19 protein-coding genes are annotated in these 22234 nt (G+C 37.7%); 9 read left to right on the top strand and 10 right to left on the bottom strand.

Annotation, left to right across the window (positions count from 1 at the left end):
- Positions 1–172: 172 nt before the first annotated feature.
- The 9 genes from acs to DRF59_RS01475 all read right to left on the bottom strand — a co-directional run bounded on the left by acs (position 173) and on the right by DRF59_RS01475 (position 11463).
- On the bottom strand, positions 173–2080 hold the full coding sequence (gene acs, locus DRF59_RS01515) for an acetate--CoA ligase (RefSeq protein WP_115956522.1): 1908 nt from the start codon (positions 2078–2080) through the stop codon (positions 173–175).
- 119 nt (positions 2081–2199) lie between these two features.
- Positions 2200–4086 carry an AMP-binding protein gene (locus DRF59_RS01510; protein ID WP_115956654.1) on the bottom strand — a complete coding sequence of 629 codons (1887 nt, stop codon included), beginning with the start codon at positions 4084–4086 and terminating at the stop codon, positions 2200–2202.
- A 99-nt stretch (positions 4087–4185) separates the two neighbouring features.
- A complete protein-coding gene (locus DRF59_RS01505) occupies positions 4186–4545 on the bottom strand; it encodes a response regulator transcription factor (protein ID WP_115956521.1) in 360 nt (119 codons plus the stop codon).
- A gap of 9 nt (positions 4546–4554) precedes the next feature.
- Positions 4555–7257 (bottom strand): ATP-binding protein, encoded by a 2703-nt coding sequence (locus tag DRF59_RS01500; protein ID WP_167456634.1) that lies wholly within the window; start codon positions 7255–7257, stop codon positions 4555–4557.
- A complete protein-coding gene (locus tag DRF59_RS01495; RefSeq protein ID WP_115956519.1) occupies positions 7250–7444 on the bottom strand; it encodes a hypothetical protein in 195 nt (64 codons plus the stop codon). Before DRF59_RS01495 ends, DRF59_RS01500 begins: the two co-directional genes overlap by 8 nt.
- A 74-nt stretch (positions 7445–7518) precedes the next feature.
- Positions 7519–7746, bottom strand: coding sequence for a DUF6814 family protein (locus DRF59_RS01490; protein WP_115956518.1), 228 nt, complete (start codon positions 7744–7746; stop codon positions 7519–7521).
- A gap of 43 nt (positions 7747–7789) precedes the next feature.
- Complete coding sequence (locus DRF59_RS01485; RefSeq protein ID WP_115956517.1) at positions 7790–9370, bottom strand: MFS transporter; 1581 nt, start codon at positions 9368–9370, stop codon at positions 7790–7792.
- Positions 9371–9519: 149 nt separating this feature from the next.
- The gene (locus tag DRF59_RS01480) at positions 9520–10899 is read right to left on the bottom strand and encodes a porin (RefSeq protein ID WP_115956516.1); all 1380 of its coding nucleotides are present in this window, start codon (positions 10897–10899) and stop codon (positions 9520–9522) included.
- Between the two features lie 147 nt (positions 10900–11046).
- Positions 11047–11463 (bottom strand): IS1/IS1595 family N-terminal zinc-binding domain-containing protein, encoded by a 417-nt coding sequence (locus DRF59_RS01475; protein ID WP_115956515.1) that lies wholly within the window; start codon positions 11461–11463, stop codon positions 11047–11049.
- Positions 11464–11623: 160 nt separating this feature from the next.
- On the opposite strand from DRF59_RS01475, the gene DRF59_RS01470 reads away from it, so the two are divergent.
- The 8 genes from DRF59_RS01470 to argH all read left to right on the top strand — a co-directional run bounded on the left by DRF59_RS01470 (position 11624) and on the right by argH (position 20408).
- The gene (locus tag DRF59_RS01470; protein WP_241505457.1) at positions 11624–12223 is read left to right on the top strand and encodes a GNAT family N-acetyltransferase; all 600 of its coding nucleotides are present in this window, start codon (positions 11624–11626) and stop codon (positions 12221–12223) included.
- Positions 12195–13391: an argininosuccinate synthase gene (locus DRF59_RS01465; protein WP_115956653.1), complete on the top strand. Its 1197-nt coding sequence runs from the start codon at positions 12195–12197 to the stop codon at positions 13389–13391. Before DRF59_RS01470 ends, DRF59_RS01465 begins: the two co-directional genes overlap by 29 nt.
- 53 nt (positions 13392–13444) lie before the next feature.
- The gene (gene argC / locus DRF59_RS01460; protein ID WP_115956514.1) at positions 13445–14410 is read left to right on the top strand and encodes an N-acetyl-gamma-glutamyl-phosphate reductase; all 966 of its coding nucleotides are present in this window, start codon (positions 13445–13447) and stop codon (positions 14408–14410) included.
- A 262-nt stretch (positions 14411–14672) separates the two neighbouring features.
- Positions 14673–15812, top strand: a complete 1140-nt coding sequence (locus DRF59_RS01455; protein ID WP_115956513.1) for an aspartate aminotransferase family protein — start codon at positions 14673–14675, stop codon at positions 15810–15812.
- Between the two features lie 158 nt (positions 15813–15970).
- A complete protein-coding gene (locus DRF59_RS01450; protein WP_115956512.1) occupies positions 15971–16930 on the top strand; it encodes an N-acetylornithine carbamoyltransferase in 960 nt (319 codons plus the stop codon).
- Positions 16931–17021: 91 nt separating this feature from the next.
- A complete protein-coding gene (gene argB / locus DRF59_RS01445; RefSeq protein WP_115956511.1) occupies positions 17022–17816 on the top strand; it encodes an acetylglutamate kinase in 795 nt (264 codons plus the stop codon).
- Positions 17791–18873, top strand: a complete 1083-nt coding sequence (locus DRF59_RS01440; RefSeq protein ID WP_115956510.1) for a M20 family metallo-hydrolase — start codon at positions 17791–17793, stop codon at positions 18871–18873. Before argB ends, DRF59_RS01440 begins: the two co-directional genes overlap by 26 nt.
- A 230-nt stretch (positions 18874–19103) precedes the next feature.
- Positions 19104–20408, top strand: coding sequence for an argininosuccinate lyase (argH, locus tag DRF59_RS01435; protein WP_115956509.1), 1305 nt, complete (start codon positions 19104–19106; stop codon positions 20406–20408).
- 202 nt (positions 20409–20610) lie between these two features.
- Here argH and DRF59_RS01430 read toward each other — a convergent pair whose 3' ends face one another.
- Positions 20611–21072, bottom strand: coding sequence for an Lrp/AsnC family transcriptional regulator (locus DRF59_RS01430; protein WP_115956652.1), 462 nt, complete (start codon positions 21070–21072; stop codon positions 20611–20613).
- A 240-nt stretch (positions 21073–21312) separates the two neighbouring features.
- Between DRF59_RS01430 and DRF59_RS01425 the strand changes: the two genes are divergently transcribed.
- On the top strand, positions 21313–22203 hold the full coding sequence (locus DRF59_RS01425; protein WP_115956508.1) for an aspartate carbamoyltransferase catalytic subunit: 891 nt from the start codon (positions 21313–21315) through the stop codon (positions 22201–22203).
- The last annotated feature ends 31 nt before the right edge of the window (positions 22204–22234 follow it).

Here is a 22234-nt window from a genome sequence, read left to right as displayed (position 1 = left end):
CTATAAGTCATTGTTAAAATATTTGAGGATATCTATTGAACATGTGTTTAAATTTAAGGATTAGATAAATTTTTTTTTTGAAAAAGTGGATAAAGATAGACAAGAGCAATATATAAGGAAAGAGGATATTTCAACTTGAAATATCCTCTTGTATCAGTAATTTTAGATTCAGTTAAACTCTCTCATTCTTAATTTCTTCTACAATTTCAGGATTCAGTAGGGTGCTGATGTCTCCAAAATTGCTAAAATCACCTTCTGCAATTTTTCTTAAGATTCTACGCATGATTTTTCCGGACCGTGTTTTTGGAAGTCCGGATACAAATTGTATTTTATCCAGCTTGGCTATAGGTCCGATCTGATCAGAGATCAGTTGGTTAATTTCTTTTTTAAGGTTTTCTCTGTCCCGGCCTTCTCCCACTTCTTTCAGCATTACATAGCCATATAATGCATTTCCTTTAATATCATGAGGATACCCTACGATGGCTGATTCTGCAACTGCAGGGTGCTGGTTGATGCTGTCTTCGATAGGTGCAGTTCCTAAATTATGTCCCGAAACAATAATGACGTCGTCCACACGGCCTGTAATTCTATAGTAGCCTACTTCGTCCCTCAAAGCACCGTCACCTGTGAAGTATTTACCCGGAAATGCTGTAAAATAAGTTTCTTTATATCTCTGATGATCACCCCAGATAGTTCTTGCTATTCCCGGCCATGGAAAACGAATGCATAGGTTTCCTGTAACCTGATTGCCTGTAATTTCATTACGTTTGTCATCCATTAAAACAGGCTGTATTCCGGGTAGGGGCAGGGTGGCATAGGTAGGCTTTGTTGGGGTTACAAAAGGGAGTGGAGATATCATGATGCCTCCCGTTTCAGTTTGCCACCAGGTATCAACGATCGGACATTTTTTCTTTCCGACGTGATCATTAAACCAATGCCACGCTTCATCATTGATAGGTTCTCCCACGGAGCCGATTACTTTTAGCGTGCTTAAATCATGCTTATCTACCCATTCCGTGCTTTCTTTTGCTAACGAGCGTATAGCTGTTGGAGCGGTATAAAACTGGGTGATTTTATGCTTTTCAATAACTTCCCAAAAGCGGTCCGGTTCCGGATAAGTAGGCACTCCTTCGAATATTACAGTCGTAGCCCCGTTCAGCAAAGGACCATATAAGATATAGGAGTGTCCGGTAATCCAGCCGATGTCTGCTGTACACCAGTAGATATCATTTTCTTTATAGTTGAACACATTTTTAAATGTATAAGCGGTGTATACCATATATCCGGCACATGTATGAAGCATTCCTTTAGGTTTTCCTGTAGATCCTGAAGTATATAGGATGAAAAGAGGATCTTCAGAGTCCATGATTACCGTTACAAAGTCAGGAGAAGCTTTTTCGTACAGGTCTGCCATCCAGTAATCCCTTCCGTCTTTCATCTTTATTTCATTGTGAGTTCTCCTGACCACCAGAATCTTTTCTACAGATGGCGTTTTTTCCACAGCTTCATCCACAATGCTTTTGAGGTCCAGTACTTTATTTCCTCTGTAGCTTCCGTCTGAGGTAATGACCATTTTGGCTTCGCAGTCATTTACCCTTGAAGCAACAGCTGATGCTGAAAATCCTGCAAAAATTACAGAATGAACTGCGCCCAGCTTGGCACATGCCAGCATAGTAATTGCCAGTTCAGGAATCATCGGAAGGTAAATGCATACCCTGTCTCCTTTTTCAATTCCCATATCGCGAAGTACATTCGCTGTTTTATTGACCCGGGTGTATAGCTCATTATAAGAAATGTGCAGTGCTTCTTCCTTAGGATCATTGGGTTCCCAAATAATAGCGGTTTTATCTCCTCTTACAGAAAGGTGCCTGTCAAGGCAGTTTTTAGTGATATTGAGTTTAGCGTTTTTGAACCACGTAATTTTAGCTTCATTCATATCGTACTTAACAACTTTGCTCCATCTCTGATACCACACAAAATTTTGATCAGCTACCTTATCCCAGAATTTTTTAGGATTTTTGATAGACTTTTTATACTCTTCAAAATAGTGAGGTAAATCCTCTATTAAGTAATTTCTCATATCTGTTCTTTTTGAATTTTTTTATTGATAATATTTTTTTGTCCTGAATTTGGAGTGTTAATCATTCCTTTTTTAAGGGATAGAATCTTAGATATTTAAATATATGTTTAATTTCCTGTTTAAGCCTTATATTCCCTGACTTTTTGCTGAATTTCTTCAATGATTTTTTCATCGTCAATAGTGGAGGGAATCTGAAAATCTTTTCCATCCAGTAAGGTCCTGATGAGTTTTCTTAAAATTTTTCCGGATCGTGTCTTGGGTAATCTTTTGACAACCATTGCATTTTTGAGAAAAGCTACAGCCCCGATTTTTTCGCGGACCATCTGAATGAGGTCTTTTTCAACTTCTTCCTCGGTAATTGTAGTTCCGTTTTTTAAAACAACCGTTGCAAAAGGAATCTGCCCTTTCAATTCATCATCAATACCTACAACAGCACATTCAGCAACAGCCGGATGAGAAGAAACAATTTCTTCCATTTCAGAAGTAGAAAGTCTGTGCCCGGCTACATTAATCACATCATCAACTCTTCCGGTAATGAAAATGTAGCCATCCTCATCCTGTATAGCACCGTCTCCCGAAAAATAATAACCTTTATACTGTGATAAGTAGCTGTTCTTAAATCGCTCATGATCTTTCCAGATTCCAAGTAAAGCACCGGGGGGAAGAGGAAGCTTGATTACGAGATAGCCTTCATGATGCGGGTCAAGCTCGAATCCGTTTTCATCAAAAATTTTAATGTCATATCCGGGAACGGGTTTTCCTGCAGAAGCTCTTTTGATCAGATACTGATCATTAAAAGTCAATAATCCCAGCATCGGCCATCCTGATTCTGTCTGCCACCAGTGATCAATGGCAGGAACTCCTATATGTTCTGCAAACCAGTCCAATGTGGCTACATCGCATCTTTCACCGGCCAAAAACTGTTTCTTAAAGTGGGAGAGATCATACTTTCTGACCAGTTCTCCTTCAGGGTCTTCTTTTTTTATGGCCCTGATAGCGGTAGGAGCAGTAAACATAGCAGAGACTTTATATTCTGAAATGATTCTCCAGAATGTTCCGGCATCAGGAGTCATTATAGGTTTTCCTTCAAAAATAATGGTAGTATTCCTGTTGATCAGTGGTCCATAGACTGAATAGCTGTGTCCTACTGCCCACCCAAAGTCTGATGCAGCCCAATAGGTTTCGCCGGGTTCTATACCATAAACGTATTTCATGGAAAACTTTAATGCTGTAGCATATCCTCCGGTATCACGGACGATACCTTTAGGTTTTCCGGTGGTTCCTGAGGTATAAAGCAGATAAAGAGGATGCGTAGCTTCTACAGAAATACAGCCGGCCGGAACTGATTTCTCAACCAGTTCTTCATAATCAATTAATCCATCAAACATTTCATCCTGGTTGTCCACTAATTTTCTGTTGTATACAATGATGTTGTCTACTTTATCCTGTGCCAGTTGAATGGCTTTTTCTACCAGCGGCAGATAAGGAATTCTTTTGGCAATCTCCACGCCGGCTGTAGCAGTGATTAATACTTTTGGTTTGCAGTCATCAATTCTTACTACAAGTTCATGAGGTGCAAAACCTCCAAAAACCACATTGTGGATTACTCCGATTCTAGCACACGCCAGCATGGCAAAAAGAGTCTGCGGAATCATAGGCATGTAAATAACGGCTGTATCTCCTTTTTTTAATCCCAGGGAAATCAATCCTCCCGCGAGTTTTGCAATTTCCTCTTTCGCCTGATGAAAAGTGTAGATTTTCTTTTGATGGGTAACAGGAGAATCATAAATAATAGCAGTCTGATCTCCGAATCCGTCTTCAATATGCCGGTCGATGCATAAGTAGCACATATTAAGCTTTCCATCGGCAAACCACTGGGGATAGTCATTTTCATCTTTTGAAAGAATCTGCCGGGGAAAATCAAACCATTTTATGTTTCCAGCCTGTTCTTTCCAGAACTCTTCTTTATTTTCTATGCTTTGTTTGAATAAAATATCGGTATTCATATCAATTATCGTGTTTTGTTTTTTCTGCTTATCCTTCAATGTTCAAAACCTTGACAAGAATAAATAATAAAGGTTAGTGGTGAGCGAAGGTGAGTAACTTTAAAACATTTCCTCAATCTGCTGCAACAGTTTTTTTATGGAATAGGGTTTTGTGACATAAGCATCTGCACCCATTTCCAATCCTTTTTCAATATCTCTGGGGTTGTTTTTGGCACTCAGAAAGATGACTTTGGTGTCTTTCAGTTTTTCATCCTGCCTGATGATATCTAAGGTGCTGTATCCATCAAGATTCGGCATCATAATATCAAGAAGGATTACATCCGGAGTCATAGTTTTTAAAAAATCAAGAACTTCCGTTCCGTCACGGGCAATATAAACATCATATCCGTTTTTCTTAAAGCTGTATTCCAGTGACATTAATATTTTATGTTCATCATCTGCAATGATTATCTTTTTCATAGGTGCTTTTTAATGGTGTTCAACTTCATTTTTAATCTCTTTAATTATTTTCTCAGGAATACTTATAGTGAAAGTTACGCCAAGTCCGCTGTTTTCAGCTTTTATATAACCTCCGTGAGCCTGAACTATCTTTTTGGAAATGGCCAGCCCGAGTCCGCTTCCTGTCGGTTTTAGAATATTTTGATTCTTTGATTGATAAAACTTGTCAAAGATCATTTCAAGGTCTTCTTCAGGAATATTTTTTCCTGTATTAAAAATTGTAATGATTAATTGGTTTCCTTTTTCAAACAATTTGGTTTGTATTGTTCCCTGTTCGTCTGTAAATTTTAAAGCATTGCCCCAAATATTTTGAAATAACTGGATCATTCTTGCTTCATCATACTCAAAAACAGTCCGGTTCAAGAGATTAACTTCGCTTAAATGAATATTTTTTTGCTGGATCAGATGAAGGATTGGGCCTAGTGCTTTTTTATAAGTCTCGATAATATTATTTTGCTGGATATTTAAAGAGATTTCTCCGTGTTGAAGCTTGTCAAGATAAAGAATATCATTGATGATTTCGCTCAGTCTGTCAGATTCTGTGATGATATTATTTAAAAATTCTCTTTTTATTTCCAGGGGAATGTCATCGTCATCTGCTAAAATCTCACCAGCTGAACGGATGGCTGTAATAGGAGTTCTCAGTTCATGCGCTACGGAGTCCAGGAAATCATCTTTCTGGCGGTCTTTAACAATCAGGTTCTCATTGGCTGCTCTGAGATCATCGGACAGCTTTTGTAGTTCTTCAGACTGTTCTGTAAGTTTTTTATTTAAGCTGATGTTTTCCTGGGATTCTTCAAGAATATTTAAAACTTCCTTTAAAGATATTTTATCTTCTTTAGTTACCCCCTCGATCAGTATTTTTGCTGAAGCTGTACCGATTCTCCCGGCCAGCAGATTTTCAGAGAATTTAATAAAACGGGAATCAGCAGTTTCGGTTTGAGAATCTATATTGTACTTCAAATTAAAAATCCGCAGAGCCTGTTCTGTTTTATTCTTGCCTAAAAACCGTTCCAGGATGTTTTTTATATCAGAAATATAAGCTGTACCACGCCATATGAATGCATTTTCATGATTTTGGATGTATTTGTCAATATCAACATAAAGCTCTGCAAAATTTCGTTCCCGGTAATTTCCTTTTGTGCTGACTGAGATAATGGTGAAGAGACCCGTATTTACCAGGAGAGACCAGAAAAATATCTGAGGAATTCTTCCTAGGTATGGAATGGTGAAAAAATTAAACGCATCATACATATCTCTTAAAACTCCTTTGAATTCCTGATTGTATGAAAAGTAATACTGTGGAATAATTAACCCGAAATAGCAGATCACGAGCCCGGCTATAAGTCCGGTTACCGCTCCTTTATAACTCCCTCTCCTCCAAAATAAAGCTCCAAAAAATGTAGGAGCTAACTGAGCAATCACAACAAATGAAATTAAGCCAACGGAATCCAGTGAAGTTTTCAGAATGAAGTATTTATAAAAAGCAAAAGCCATGATAATCAGCGCAAAAATGCTGAATTTTCTGATGTTGGTGATGTTTCTGGTATTCTGTTCTTCACTTTCTGATTTGAATTTTCCAAGTAAGCCGTAAGGAATAATGAGGTTATTGGAAAGCATAATAGATAAAGTAATGGCAGAAATAATGATCATGGAAATACAGGAGCTTAATCCACCCAGAAACACAAGGACTGTAATTAATGTATTATCAAAATGTTGTGGGATAAGGATAGAGTAAAATTCGGGGTTTACCTTTTGCCCGTCAAAAATCAACCTTCCTCCCCAGGCAATCGGGAAGATAAAGATGGTAAAGATCAGCAGATAAAGAGGAAAGAACCACAGAGCGGTCCGTACATGTTTCTCCTGTCTGTTTTCTATAATGGCCGTATGAAACTGTCTTGGCAGAATGCAGATTGCCGTAGCAGATATCATGCATAAAACCATCCAGTTCAGAGCTCCTTCAATTCCATTAAATGTGTTTTTTTCTTTAAAATCTTCAAACTGACTTGCTTTCCGGTAGATATCCGTAAATCCATCAAATACATAATAAATAACGAAAAATCCCAGGATGATGATAAAGAACAGTTTTAAAAAACTTTCCAGAGCAATTGCTGAAATGATACCAAGGCGTTTTTCTGAGGCGTCTACATATCGGGTTCCGTAATAGGAGGAAAACAAGGCGATTAAAATCACGACAAATGTTGCATTGTCAGTAAGAATATCCTTGGACATGGAGGTTTCTGTTACCAGATGGAAGGTTTCAGAAATAGCTTTGATCTGCAACCCGATATAAGGTACAATTGCGAGAAGGCAAACGATGGTAATGATGGCGCTGAAGCTTCTGCTGTTTCCGTATCGTAAAGAAATAAAATCTGCCAGACTGCTGATTTTATTAACTCTTGAAATCCTGATGATCCGTGTATTGATATAGATCCATGCCGGAATAATCATGATGGGGCCAATATAGATCGGCAGGTAGTTTAATCCACTTGTTGCCGCCACTCCGATGCTTCCGTAATAAGTCCATGCGGTACAGTATACAGCAAGAGAAAGTGCATAGATGTAAGGATTGTTGATCCACAGCTTGCTTCTTTTCTTCTCTGCCAGATGGGCAACTAAGAACAGAAGGGCAAGGTAAAACAGAACCACAAAAAATAATGCAAAACTACTCATCATACCTTTTTACAATCACAAAAGAAATTACAATGGAAATCATCCAGACTGCAAACAGGTAGATTAAAATCATAGGGTAACCTAAAACTTCTTTTTCACTGTTGAAAAGAAGAGAAACAGGAATACTGAAAGCGGTCATTAGTCCAATGCTTAAAATAATCAGTTTTTGCTCATGTCTTTTTTTCATAAATAATACTGTGTAAAAGATAATTGACGCACGATTAACGATGTCGTCCATCAATTATCTTTTATTTCTTATAATTATATTTTGTCGTCAGAATATTCTCCTCTCAATGCATAATAGCCAAAAACAGCCATTCCGCCTGAGATGATTGGCATCAGGACAAACAAAATAATAATTCCGAAAACCAGGTCTTCCTGTTTTCCTGATGCTATCTTTGGGATTCCCAATACTGTAATTCCAAAATATCCTACAATTACAGCAACTGCAATCCAGAGAATGCCTAATATTTTTTTTATACCGTTCATTTTAGTAGTTTTAAAATTAATAAAAATTTGAGTGATTCAGTGTTTAATCATGAAGATTATTATTCTTATTTTTAAGATAAAATAATCCGATGATCAAACATACAGCAGCAACTCCTATCGGATACCAGAGTCCTTCAAGGTACCATGTGGAATGACCAGCCTCTTTTCCGGTTGTTACCAGGTAGGTGGCAACAGCAGGAAGAAGCCCTCCGAATACCCCGTTACCTATATGATAAGGTAATGACATTGATGTATACCGGATTCTTACAGGGAACATTTCTACAAGAAAAGCTGCAATCGGACCGTAAACCATCGTCACAAATATTACTTGTATAAAAACAAGGAAGACCAGATACCACTTTGTATGGTCACTTAATTTGACCGTTTGGGAAATCTTTGGTTCTTCTGCTTTTCCGTCTTTCATTACCGGGCCGTTAGGAGACCAGTGTGTAATACTGTCTTTTTTGATCAGGGTTCCGTCTGTATAAAGTGTTTCTTTGTGAAAAGTAATCAGGCTGTCTGTTGTGATATCAGTGTGGATTTTGGCTGTCCTTTTTTCTGTAATTCCGTTAGCGGCAATGGTTTTGCTTTCAAGGTTCACACTCTTGAACATGCTGTCATAAATAGGTCTATAAGCTAAAATGGCAACCAGCATTCCCGTCATCATTACTGCTTTTCTGCCAATTTTATCAGACAGCCATCCGAAGAATACAAAGAAAGGAGTTCCTAAGAATAAAGCCGTGGCCATCAAAGAGTCTACCTGAGCAGATTCTACATTCATTACCTTTTGAAGGAAACTCATGGCGTAGAATTGGCCTGTGTACCAGATTACCCCTTGTCCCATGGCTGCACCAAAAAGGGCAAGCAAAACGAATTTAAAATTATATTTGTTGCCAAAACTCTCTTTTAAAGGGTTTTTGGAAGTTTTACCCTCGCTTTTGGCTTTTGCAAAAAGTGGTGATTCCTTCATATTCTTCCTGATGATATAGGAAACTCCTACCATCAAGATGGAAATCCAGAAGGGTACCCTCCATCCCCAGCCGTCAAACTCTTCAGGAGAAAGAGAGGTCTTGGTTATCAGAATAACAATTAATGATATAAAAAGTCCGGCTGTGGCGGTAGTCTGAATCCATGAAGTCCAGTAACCTCTGCGGTGTGGCTGTGCATATTCTGCAACATAGGTTGCTGCGCCACCGTATTCACCACCAAGTGCAAGTCCCTGTAATAATCTTAAAATTAAAACGAGGACCGGAGCCAGAAACCCGATCGTTTCGTAGCTTGGAATACATCCGATCAGGAAGGTGGAGAATCCCATAATCAGCAGAGTAACAAGGAAGGTGTATTTCCGTCCGATCAGATCCCCCAGTCTTCCGAAAAATAATGCGCCAAACGGTCTCACTACAAATCCGGCAGCAAATGTGGCAAGAGTAGAAAGGAAGGCTGCTGTGGGATTATCAGCCGGAAAGAACTTTGTTGCTAAAACAACAGCTAAACTTCCGAAAATATAAAAGTCGTACCATTCTATTAATGTACCGAGTGATGAGGCAGTAATAACGCTCCATATGGTGCGGTTTTTCTGCTTATCGGTCATGTTTTCATAGCTTTCGTGGTGGTTTTCGCTCATATTGATTGATTTTGATGTTAATTGAGGTATATTTAATTCATCCGTTGAAATCAGTTTAAACCATTAGTTTTTGAGTAAAAGAAGAGTAATGGCTAAAGCTATAAATCAGTGAAATGTTTTATCTTATTGCTTTCGTTTTTTATGAAGCCTTATAAATAGATCTGGAACTGTACAATGAATTCTCCTTTTGAGGACGGGCTTTCCGTAGGGCTTGTGTAAACCGGTCTCGTTGAATACTGGGTTGTTATTTTTGCATGATGCCCGTCTATGAACCAGTTGGCCCCTACATCGAACTGAGAGGAAGATTTATCGAATGCTTCAAAATTTTTATGAGTGTAAGCGGCAAAAGGCTGGATTCTGATTTTTGGTTTTTCAGCCTGACTGGGTAATAATAACCCTGCCTGCGCATAGATAATATTTCCTGTTCCAATAGTGGGTTGTAGATTTCCCGGGCCGGCAATTGCTTTATTACCTATGAAATTGGGATCTGTAGCGGCAATATTCATAGTTCCCAGATTTCTTATGTAGTTCGGCCCGAAATTGTAGTTGTAATAGCCGGCATAAGCAGAAACGGCCATTTTATTTTTTGCTTCACCCAATGGAATGTCTGCAAAGGCGTCTACTGCGAAAAGGGTGATGTCATATTTTTCAATATTTGAATTGACGGAGGTTCTGGTTCCGTCTGCCTGATGGTAAAAACCAGCGCCTACATTGAAAACTTTTTTCGTTCCAAGGTAGGAGCCTACTTTAAAAGGAAGGGTATTTGACTCTTCGTCCAGGAACTGATATTCCAGATAGCCTGCTTTTGAAAAGCTTGGATTTCCATTGTTGTCTACTGCTACAGCTTTTGAAGGATCAGTCACATTGGCAGGGGTTAAATCCGTTGCAAAAGGCTTGTTCAGGCTGAGGCGGTATTCTAATTTTCCGTATTTCCCTTTGGCAAACATTCCAAGCTGTCTTGCAAACTGGTCTGAATTGTCAATCAGGGGCCATGAGAAAACGGGAGAGTCTACGGTAAGAAAATTTAATGTAGAGGCCATGGTCATGCGGGAAAGTCCCATGTAATAATGAAGCCCTGCTCCTAAAGATAAACTGAATTTTCCTGCTTCTCCAGGTAAAATCACTGCGTATTCATTCCAGGCATCATGAAAAAAAAGTTGTGTTTTCTTTCCGTTTCCATAACCTCCTGTACCTGAGGTTCCGGTTGCGCCGCCATTAATGAAAGTCTGGTTATTGATTCCAAAATGAAGGAGGATCATGTATCTTTTGGAAATCTGGGCGTATGTTAAAGCGCGTAATCTTCTGTTTCCCAGGCTCCATGTGTTGTCTGTGGGTTCTCCACCCACCATACTTCCGGGGTTCATAGATGAGTTTCTTAACCAGAGCTGATCCCATAAAATAAATCGGATAAATTTATCTCCTTCCGGGTTAAGGTTAATTTTCAGTCCATTGCCATAATCAGGTGAGCCTTGTGAATATAGGGAACTGCTGATTAGTGCTACTCCAATAAATGTTAGTAATTTCTTCATAAATTATCAATTTTTGGCGTTGTTTTTTGTGAAAGCCAAATTGTAATTAATAATTTATTTATAAAAATTTAATATATATTTTTGGTAATAATATATATAAATAGTTGATTGTTATATTTGAGTAGCTGTATTTGGCTATTTATCTGCCTATTTCTTAAACCTTTCCCATTTAATCAGCATATATTTATCTGCAAACTGAGTGATGATAAGTCCTGAATTTTTAATATTTTCTTCGTGGGCGATGTAGTCAATGAGTTCATTTTGTTTTAATATTTTATAGACCGGATGGAATTCAGAATGGGGTGGTCTTGTAATATTATATTTTTTAATCCATGAGCTTATGGTAACATGGGAAACGCCAATGATCCGTTCGATTTCACGATAGCTTAAACCTTCCAGATATAGCTGTAATGCTTTGGTGACATAATAATCATCAATTTGTTTACCCAGTTTTTTAACAGTAAAATAATAATTGCAGTTCTTGCAGTGAAAACGTTGTTTCTCGTTTACAATCCCGCTTTTAACAACTTTGCTGCTGTTGCATTTAGGACATGTATTTTCCATAACTATAGTATTTTAGCAAATATATAACAAATTAGCAAATGTATGATTTTGGTTAAAGATAATTTTACCTGTTTAAATTTTTAAAACAAAAAAAATATCTTTTTTATTTGCATTTAAAAGAAAATATATTTTAAATTTGCCAAAAAATTTAGATAAATAAATGGAAATAGAAATTTCCTCATGCGAACATCTAGTGTATGTGAGTGAAATACAGCAGGAAATGTATGATTCTGCACAGCGTCGTGGAACGGGAATCGCAAAACGTTCTATAGAATATTTGAGTAAAAAGATTTCAGAAGGTAATGCTGTGGTTGCTACTGAAAACGGAGAGTGGGTGGGTTTCTGCTATATAGAAACCTGGTCACATGGGAAGTTTGTTGCCAATTCGGGACTAATTGTATCTCCGAAATTCAGGAACGGGGGAGTAGCTACTCAAATAAAGCATAAGGTTTTCCAGTTATCTAGAGAAAAATATCCGAATGCTAAGGTGTTCGGGCTTACAACCGGCCTGGCGGTTATGAAAATTAACAGTGATTTAGGGTATAAGCCGGTTATCTATTCTGAGCTGACGCAGGATGAAGAGTTCTGGAATGGCTGCAAGAACTGTGTAAACTATGAAATATTAATGAAAAAGGAACGTAAAAACTGCCTGTGTACAGCAATGTTATTTGTTCCGGAAAATTTAAAAATAAATGGAGCTGCGGATCAGCAGCCTGAAACTGATTATAGCAATGAAAAAGAAAGTAATCTTAGCATTTAGCGGAGGTCTGGATACCTCTTACTGTGCTAAATACCTTAGTGAAACACTGGGGTATGATGTGTATGCAGTAACTGTAAATACCGGAGGTTTTTCTAAGGAAGAAGAAAAAGAACTGGAGAAAAAAGCCCTGAATCTTGGGGTGAAAGAATACAGGTGTGTAGATGCTCAGGAAGATTACTACAATTCTTGTGTAAAATATCTGATCTTCGGAAATGTGCTGAAAAACAATACGTATCCTCTTTCTGTAAGTGCTGAGCGTACGATTCAGGCACAGGAAATTGCAAAATATGCGATTGAAGTTCAGGCAGATGCCATTGCTCACGGAAGTACAGGAGCTGGAAATGATCAGGTTCGTTTTGATTTAATCTTCCAGGTAATGTGCCCGGATATCGAAATCATTACACCTATCCGCGATATGGCTCTTTCCCGTGAAGAAGAAATTGAGTTTTTGAAAAGCCATGGGTATGAAATGGAATTCCAGAAAGCCCAGTATTCTGTGAATAAAGGACTTTGGGGAACGTCAGTAGGAGGTAAAGAAACCCTGACTTCAAGAAATTATCTTCCGGAAGAAGCTTTTCCGTCTCAGGTTAAAGTGACTCAGCCTTCAGAATTGGAGATCGAATTTAAAAACGGAGAAGTGGTAGGAGTGAATGGAGAAAGCTTTAAGCATTCTGTGTATGCTATTCAAAAAATAGAAGAGCTGGCTTCTGCATATGGAATCGGCCGTGATATTCATGTAGGAGATACTATTGTTGGGATTAAAGGACGAGTGGGGTTTGAAGCAGCAGCGGCATTAGTGATCATTAAGGCGCATCACTTATTGGAAAAGCATACTCTTTCAAAATATCAGCAAATGATGAAATCACAGTTATCTGACTGGTATGGAAACTGGCTTCATGAAGCGCTTTTTTTAGACCCGGTCATGAGAAATATAGAGTCTTTCCTTACAGATTCTCAGAAAACAGTAAGCGGGAAAGTATTTGTGACACTTCATCCATACAGATTTATTCTTAACGGAATTGAATCCAGTCATGATCTGATGTCTGATCAATTCGGAAGCTATGGCGAGGCCAACAGAGCATGGACTGGTGATGATGTGAAAGGATATACGAAGATTGTAAGCAATTCTTTAAACATATACCACCAGATTAACCAGAATATTAATTAAGTTCCTAAGGGACGATTTACTGAAAGGCAGAACAAAATTCTGTCAGAATCAAAATGAAGAAAACAGTAGGAATAATTGGTGCAAACGGTTATACAGGAAGTGAACTGATACGTTTACTGGCTTTTCATCCCCATGTGACATTGAGTTTTTTATATAGTCGTTCGAATTCGGGAACAAGTATTTCGGATCCGTACCCGGATTTAACGACGGTTTGTGAAATGGTTTTGACGGATAAACCTGAAGAAGTGGATATTCTTTTTCTGTGTCTGCCTCATAAGGAAAGTCAAAACTGGTTAACTCAGAATCCTGTCAAAGATGAAACACTGGTGATTGATCTTGGAAATGATTTCCGTCTGGAAGGAAATTTCGAAAACAGAAATTTTATCTACGGATTACCGGGAATCAATAAAAAACAACTGATGGGGGCTAAAAGTATTGCCAACCCGGGATGTTTTGCTACTGCTATTCAGTTGGCTTTACTGCCACTGGCAGAAAAAGGAATGCTGAATGAGGTATTTACTACAGGAATTACAGGTTCTACAGGGGCCGGGCAGTCTCTGCAGGCAACGACTCATTTTACCTGGAGAAATGATAATGTATCAGCGTATAAAACATTGACTCATCAGCATGTGGATGAAATTTTGAAGCAGCTGGTTTCATTTAATAATAAAGAAGTAATCCTGAATTTTGTTCCATGGAGAGGAGATTTTGCAAGAGGGATTTTTACAAGTTCCACAATGAAGACAGATTTGGAGCTGGAGGAAATTGAGCAATTGTATCAGGATTTTTATGCAGAGGAGCCTTTCGTTACTATAAGCAGGAAGGCGGTTGATTTAAAGCAGGTTGTCAATACCAATCGCTGTGTGGTTCAAATCGAAAAGAGTGGAAATGTTGCCGTTATTCACTCAGCGATTGACAATTTGTTAAAAGGAGCTTCAGGGCAGGCGATCCAGAATATGAACCTGGCGATGAGCTGGGAAGAAAATGCCGGACTGAACCTGAAACCGGTAGCATTTTAAATTGACAATAAATAATTGAGAATTTTAAACAAGAAGTAAATCCGACTTAGGAAAATGTAGCGTTAAGAAAATTAATTCTATGAACGTTAAGAAAATTCTACTGTTCGAAGTGCGAGGAGAATACAGAACCAAAGAACCAATTTGGATTTCGCACAAGTTTTAGAATTTTTAGAGAATAGAACTAATTTTTAGCGGAAGTTTCCAGGTCTTGAACTTTTGTTTCTTTTGTTTCAAGACAAAAGAAAAATTAAAAAACAAAAAAATGAATTTATTCAACGTATATCCATTATTCAACATCAATCCGGTAAAAGCTCAGGGATCATTTCTTTGGGACGATAAAGGAGAAAAATATCTCGATTTTTACGGAGGTCATGCTGTAATTTCTATCGGCCATAACCATCCGCATTATCAGAATAAGCTTAAAGATCAGCTGGAAAAAATATCTTTTTATTCCAATTCCGTACAGAATGAATTGCAGACCGAACTGGCAGAAAAGCTGGGAAAACTTTCAGGATATGAAAATTACAACCTTTTCCTGTGTAACTCGGGTGCAGAAGCGAATGAAAATGCTTTGAAGCTTGCTTCTTTTCATAACGGAAAAAGCAAGGTGCTTTATTTTTCAGGATCATTCCACGGAAGAACTTCTGCAGCGGTTTCGGTGACAGATAACCCGAAAATTGTTGCTCCGGTAAACTTTTCCGAAAGATTTATCAAATCAGAATGGAATGATGTAGAACAGCTAGAAGAAACTTTTGAGAAATACGGAAATGAAATCTCTTCAGTAATCATCGAAGGAATTCAGGGAGTAGGAGGAATTATGGTTCCGACATCTGAATTTTTATCTAAAATCAAAGAGTTATGCGAAAAATATGAAGCTGTTCTTATTTTGGATGAAGTGCAGTCGGGATATGGAAGAAGCGGATATTTTTTTGCGCATCAGGAGTTTGGGGTTGAGGCAGATATTATTACAACAGCAAAAGGAATGGGGAATGGATTTCCTGTTGGCGGTGTTTTGATACATCCGAAATTCCAGGCAAGCAACGGTTTGCTCGGGACTACATTCGGAGGGAATCACCTGGCTTGTGCAGCTTCTATTGCTGTTCTGGATGTTATGAAAGATGAAAATCTTATCGAAAATGCCCGCCAGATGGGAGAATATATTGAAAATGAAATTAAAGATTTACCACATATTAAATCTATCCGAAGGAAAGGATTAATGATCGGAATAGAACTTGACAGGGATTGCTCTGAAATAAGGAAAGAATTGCTGTTTGATCATCATATTTTCACCGGAAACTCGAATGATAAAACAGTGCTGAGGATTCTTCCGGCACTGAATATCAGGAAAGAGGAAACGGATCTGTTCATCAATGCTTTGAAAGCAGTGCTTGGAAATATTTAAACCATAAAAGTCACAAAAGAATTTAAACACTTAAGTGATTTTAAGAAAATAGTAAATGCTTCAGTAGTAAACTTAAGTGTTTTTAATAAAAACCTGTGTCCCTTTTGTAGCCAGATCTACAATTAATGTGGAAATAAAATCTTTAAAATCAATTCGAAATGAAAAAATTTACCTCTGTAAGCGATGTGAAAAACTTACAGGAAATCATAAAAAAAGCTTTACATATAAAAGCAGACCCTCTTACTGAAACAGAAAAGGGAAAGGGAAAAACAATCGGGCTTGTATTTTTAAATTCAAGCTTGAGAACCCGTCTGAGCAGTCAGATTGCAGCACAAAATTTAGGGTTGAATGTATTAACCTTAAATGCTGCTCAGGAAGCATGGAATCTTGAATTTGCTGACGGGGCTGTCATGAATGGTGATACGGTGGAACATATCAAAGATGCTATTGAAGTGTTAAACCAATATTGTGATATCATTGCTGTGCGTTGCTTCGCGGGAATGAAGAGTAAAGAAGATGATGTGAATGAAAGTATCCTGAGTCAGTTTGAGAAGCATGCGAAAGTTCCTGTAGTTTCACTGGAATCTGCAACGCGCCATCCGTTGCAAAGTCTGGCAGATTGCATTACCATTACAGAAAACTGGAAAAAAGTCCACAAGCCGAAAGTAGTATTAACATGGGCTCCACACATCAAACCTATTGCACATGCTGTTGGAAACTCTTTCGCCGAGTGGATGCAGGAAATGGACGTGGAGCTGGTAATTACCAATCCGGAAGGATATGACCTGGATAAAAACTTTACAAAAGACGTGAAAGTAATCCACGATCAGGAGGAAGCTTTGAAAGATGCTGATTTTATTTATGTAAAAAACTGGTCTTCTTTTGATGACTATGCTGCGATGCCTGAAGTAAAGGGTGACTGGATGCTTACTAATGAAAAATTAGCCCATACCAACGATGCAAAAGTAATGCACTGTCTTCCGGTCCGTCGTAATGTTGAGCTGAGCGATGAGGTGATGGATGGAGATCATTCTATCATCTATCAGCAGGCCAAAAACCGTATTTTCTCTGCACAGGCTGTATTCAGTGAAATTTTAAATGAACTTAATGCCGGATAAGTTTTTCAATTCAGAATCTTGATCCATGATTTTTGCCAAGGTCTTAAAACCCTGGCAAGGAAAGAAGAAGTAAGATCTCAAAACGTTTACAATGAAAGAAAAGTTATACATCATAAAAATTGGCGGAGCTTTAATAGATGATGAGGAATTGTTAAACCAATTCTTAGAACAGTTTTCCGGAATTAATGAAAAGAAGATTCTTGTTCATGGTGGCGGAAAGCTGGCTACAATGCTGGCTGATAAATTGGGCATCGAGCAGAAAATGGTCAACGGAAGGAGAATTACAGACAAGGATACGTTGGATATTGTAACCATGGTGTATGCAGGAGGAATCAATAAAAATATAGTTGAAAAGCTGCAGCAGAAAAAATGCAATGCTATCGGGTTTTCCGGAGCAGACGGAAACTTAATTAAAGCCAAGAAAAGAGAACATGCTGAAATTGATTTTGGATTTGTGGGGGACATTAATAAGAAAAGTGTAAACAGGAAATTACTTTCAAAATTGCTTAAACTCGGTCTTGTTCCTGTATTTTCTGCCATTACACACGATAAAAAAGGAAATCTCTTTAATACCAATGCTGATACAATAGCTTCGGTAATGGCACAGGCATTATCATCAAAATACGAAGTAGAGTTGTTGTACTGCTTTGATAAGGAAGGAGTACTGGAGGATGTAAACAATCCAGAATCTGTTATAAAGAGCGTTTCAGAGAAGGAGTTCTCTGTATTAAAGGAACAGGGGAAACTCCACAAAGGAATTTTGCCTAAACTGGAAAACGCATTGGGCGCCATAAAAAATAATGTAAATAAAGTGTTTCTGATTAAAGAAACCCAATTAAAAAACCATATAGAGAATCATCATGCAGGAACTGAAATCTGTTTATAATAAAGAAGAACTTCTAAGTAATGCTATTGGATTGCTTAAAAATCTGATTGAAATTCCTTCATTCAGTAAAGATGAATTCAATACATCAGTTGAGATTGAAAATTTTTTCAAAAAGCATCAGATTCCTACAAAGCGTTTCAAGAATAATATCTGGGCAGTCAATAAAAATTTTGATGTATTCAAACCTTCTGTCTTATTGAATACGCATCATGATACGGTAAAACCCAATAAAGCTTATACGCTCGATCCGTTTTTACCTGTTGAAAAGGATGGGAAGCTGTATGGATTGGGAAGTAATGATGCCGGAGCTTCTTTGGTTTCAATGGCCCAGGTTTTTTTACATTTTTATGATAAGGAAGATTTAAAATATAATTTAGTTATTGCTTTGACAGCGGAGGAGGAGATTTCAGGTTTTGACGGAATTGAAGCCCTGTTTCCACAGCTTCCTAATATAGAATTCGCCATTGTAGGAGAACCCACGCAGATGAACCTGGCGATTGCAGAAAAAGGACTGCTCGTGATAGACGGGGAAATGAAAGGAACTCCTTCTCATGCTGCTCATCCTAATGATGATAACTCAATTGTAAAATGTATGCTGGATCTGCAGCACATCTTAGATTTTAAATTTCCAAAGGTTTCTGAATACCTGGGAGAGGTTAAGGTTACCCTGTCCGGTATTCATGCAGGGGTGCAGCATAACGTAGTACCTGAGTCCTGTCACTTTACTCTGGATGTGAGGGTGACAGATGAGTACTCCAATAAAGAAGTTTTTGAAATTATTCAGTCACAAATGAAATCGACACTTACAGCAAGGTCTTTCAGACTGAATTCATCAAAAATCGAAGCCGATCATCCGTTTGTAAGGGCCGGGCTGGAAACAGGCAGGACAACCTATGGTTCTCCTACGTCTTCTGATCAGGCGATTATTCCATGTACCTCAGTAAAGTTAGGTCCGGGAGACAGCAGGCGTTCTCATACTGCAGATGAATTTATCTGTATCAGTGAAATAGAAGAAGGAATTGATATTTATATCCGGATTCTGGAAAAAGTGTTATAAAAGATAATATATGTTTTGACTTCGCTCAGCAGGCATTAAGGTTTAAGTTTTTAATAAGATTTATGCAAAAAGAAAATTAGGAACGGAAACTAATAAGGAAATGTTTTTTTATAGTTAATAGTAATAAGGATTGCCTTGCTGGGCAGGTTAAAACCAAACAAAAAATTAAGCAGATCTATCAGTTTATCATTAACGATATCAGTGTGATCTGAAAAAATAAATAAATTCATATGAAAAAGATATGGCAGAAGGATGACCTTGCCACCAATATATTAGTAAATACCTTCACTGTCGGGAAAGATCTTGACTTTGATGAGCGTCTGGCAAAATATGATGTCAAAGGCTCTATGGCACATTGTAAAATGCTGGCAGAAACCGGAATTATCACTCAGGAAGAATCACAACAGATGTTATCTGTTTTAAATAGTATTTTATATAAAATTGAAGACGGCAGTTTTGAAATTGATAAAGAAGCTGAGGATATCCATTCTCAGATAGAAGCGATTCTGATTGAAGAATTAGGCGATACAGGGAAGAAAATTCATACTGCAAGATCCCGGAATGATCAGGTTCTATTGGACATTAAACTCTATTTATTGGATGAGATCCGTGAAATAACTGCGCTGACAGCTGATTTTTTTCAGATTTTAATTCAATTGGCAGATGAGCATAAGAATGTTCTGCTTCCGGGATATACCCACTTGCAGATTGCGATGCCTTCATCATTCGGATTGTGGTTCGGAGCTTATGCGGAAGCACTTTTGGATGATGTGGAAATGCTGTTTTCAGTAAAGAATATCATTAATAAAAATCCACTTGGATCAGCTGCAGGCTATGGATCGTCTTTTCCGATCAATCGTGAAAGTACCACTTATAACCTGGGATTCCAGTCGATGAATTATAATTCGGTATATGCCCAGATGACCCGGGGGAAATCAGAAAAATTACTGGCGATGTCAATGGCTACATTGGCGGGAACGCTTGGGAAATTTGCATACGATGTTTGTCTGTATTTGAATCAGAATTTCGATTTTATCAGCTTTCCGAAAGAATTTACAACAGGAAGCAGTATTATGCCACATAAAAAAAATCCGGATATCTTTGAGCTGGTACGGGCAAGATGTAACCGTATCCAGGCGCTTCCGAATGAGCTTATTATGCTAACAAGCAACCTTCCGTCAGGATACCACAGAGACGTTCAGCTGACAAAAGAAATTCTTTTTCCTGCCATTGATTCCCTGAAGGAGTGTCTGGAAATTTTAAGTTATACACTGCCCAACATCAAGGTGAAAGATGGAATACTGGAAGATGAGAAGTATAAATATCTTTTCAGTGTTGAGAAGATCAATGAAGAGGTAAAAAGCGGAAGTTCTTTCCGGGATGCCTATATAAAAGTAGGAAAGGAGATTGAGAACAATGAATTTGAATTTGAAGTCGGAAAACTTGATCATACCCATCAGGGAAGTATAGGAAATCTTTGCCTGGATAAAATAGAATATCAGTTTAATAAACTGAAAAATAAATTATTGGGTTAGAATCTAAACCATTAAGATCATAGAAAAATTCAGGTCAATCAGCTATATCTAAATTATTTGATATACCGCCTTGTATTCGTTTGAATCCTTTAATCTTAATAAATCTTACTTACCTGGATTATCTTAATGGTTTGATTTTATTCCGCTCTTTGAATTCAATGATGATGTCTTAATGGCTTGAAGTTCTTAATGATTGAGAATATTATTCCATTTCAATTTTGAATTTTGTGGATTTTTTGACTTCATGAAGTACGATGGAACTGTGATATTGTCCAATGTTAGGGATATTTGAAATGACGTTGACTGCAAATTCATTATAGGAGTTGATGTCTTTGGCAATGATCTTCAGCATATAGTCATACTCACCGGAAAGGCTGATGATTTCCTGAACTTCATCATACTTTCCTATGTTTTTCTCAAAAGCTTCCAATACTTTCTTGGATTGCTCTTTAAGACGGATATTGCAGTATACTACAATATTTAAACCTAATTTTTCACGGTTTAAAAGACCTACATACTTCTCAATGATACCCTGTTTTTCCAATTGTTTGATACGCTCATAGGTTGGAGTAAAGGTAAGACCGATCTTTTCTGAAATTTCCTTAACAGATAAAGTAGAGTCTTCCTGTATAATGCTGAGAATCATTTTGTCTTTTAAATCCATAGAATAAATTTGAGTTTTAACAAAAATATTAATTTTAAATGAGAATAGGAAAATCCAGCGGTTTTTAATTTTTTTAAGACTTTGCTTTTGTAGGTTCATAAATTTTCGTATCTTTGCACCTAATGAATAAAAAAGTATTTATATCATTAGATTTACCGGGCGAAAGCGCCCTTTACGATATTTATTGTTATTAAGCGAAGATCTTGTCTTCGCTTTTTTTATGCTCAAAAATTAAGAATTATGTTTACGATTACAGAACTAAGCACGGAGAGAATCAACAGTATACTGACAGAAGCATTGGCTTTTGCAAATGGGAAAGCTGCTAAAATTGAAGGAGAAGTTTTTTGCTCAAACCTTTTCTTTGAAGACAGTACCAGAACAAAGACAAGTTTTGATATTGCGGAGAGAAAGCTGGGACTTCAGGTTATTCCTTTTGATGCATCACACAGTTCTGTGAATAAGGGTGAGAGTCTGTATGATACGGTGAAAACCATTGAAAGCCTGGGAGTAAATTTAGTAGTGATCAGGGACAAAAAAGACAGGTATTTCGAAGAATTAAAGAACATAAAAATTCCCGTAATCAATGGAGGAGATGGTACAGGAAACCATCCTTCACAGTGTATGCTGGATCTGATGACGATTTATCAGGAATTCGGAAAATTTGAAGGATTGAAAGTGGGCATTGTAGGAGATGTTAAACACAGCCGTGTTGCCAATTCGAATGCAGAAGCACTGAGAAGACTGGGGGCTAAAGTTTATTTTTCAGGACCGGAACAATGGTTTGATGAGGGAGCTTTGATTAACGGGACCTATCTTTCTGTAGACGAACTGATTGCTGAGGTGGATGTTCTGATGTTATTAAGAATTCAGCATGAAAGACATGATGCTGCTATGAGTTTCACAGCTTCGGAATATCATAAAAGGTATGGACTGACAAAAGAAAGAGAACAGGCGATGAAGAAAGGAGCTATTATCATGCATCCTGCCCCAATTAACAGAGGGATAGAGATAGATTCAGATCTTGTAGAATGCGAAAGATCAAGAGTCTTCAAGCAGATGCAAAACGGAGTATTCGCAAGAATGGCTATTCTGAAAGATGCGCTGGAAAGCAAAGGGTATACCTTTAAGTAATTGTAAAGTAAAATGTATAAAGTACAATGTA

It is taken from the genome of Chryseobacterium flavum (assembly GCF_003385595.1).
In the GTDB taxonomy this organism is placed as follows: Bacteria; Bacteroidota; Bacteroidia; order Flavobacteriales; family Weeksellaceae; genus Chryseobacterium; species Chryseobacterium flavum.
The sequence above is the reverse complement of the archived record's forward strand: the minus strand, read 5'-3'. Positions and strand labels throughout refer to the sequence as shown.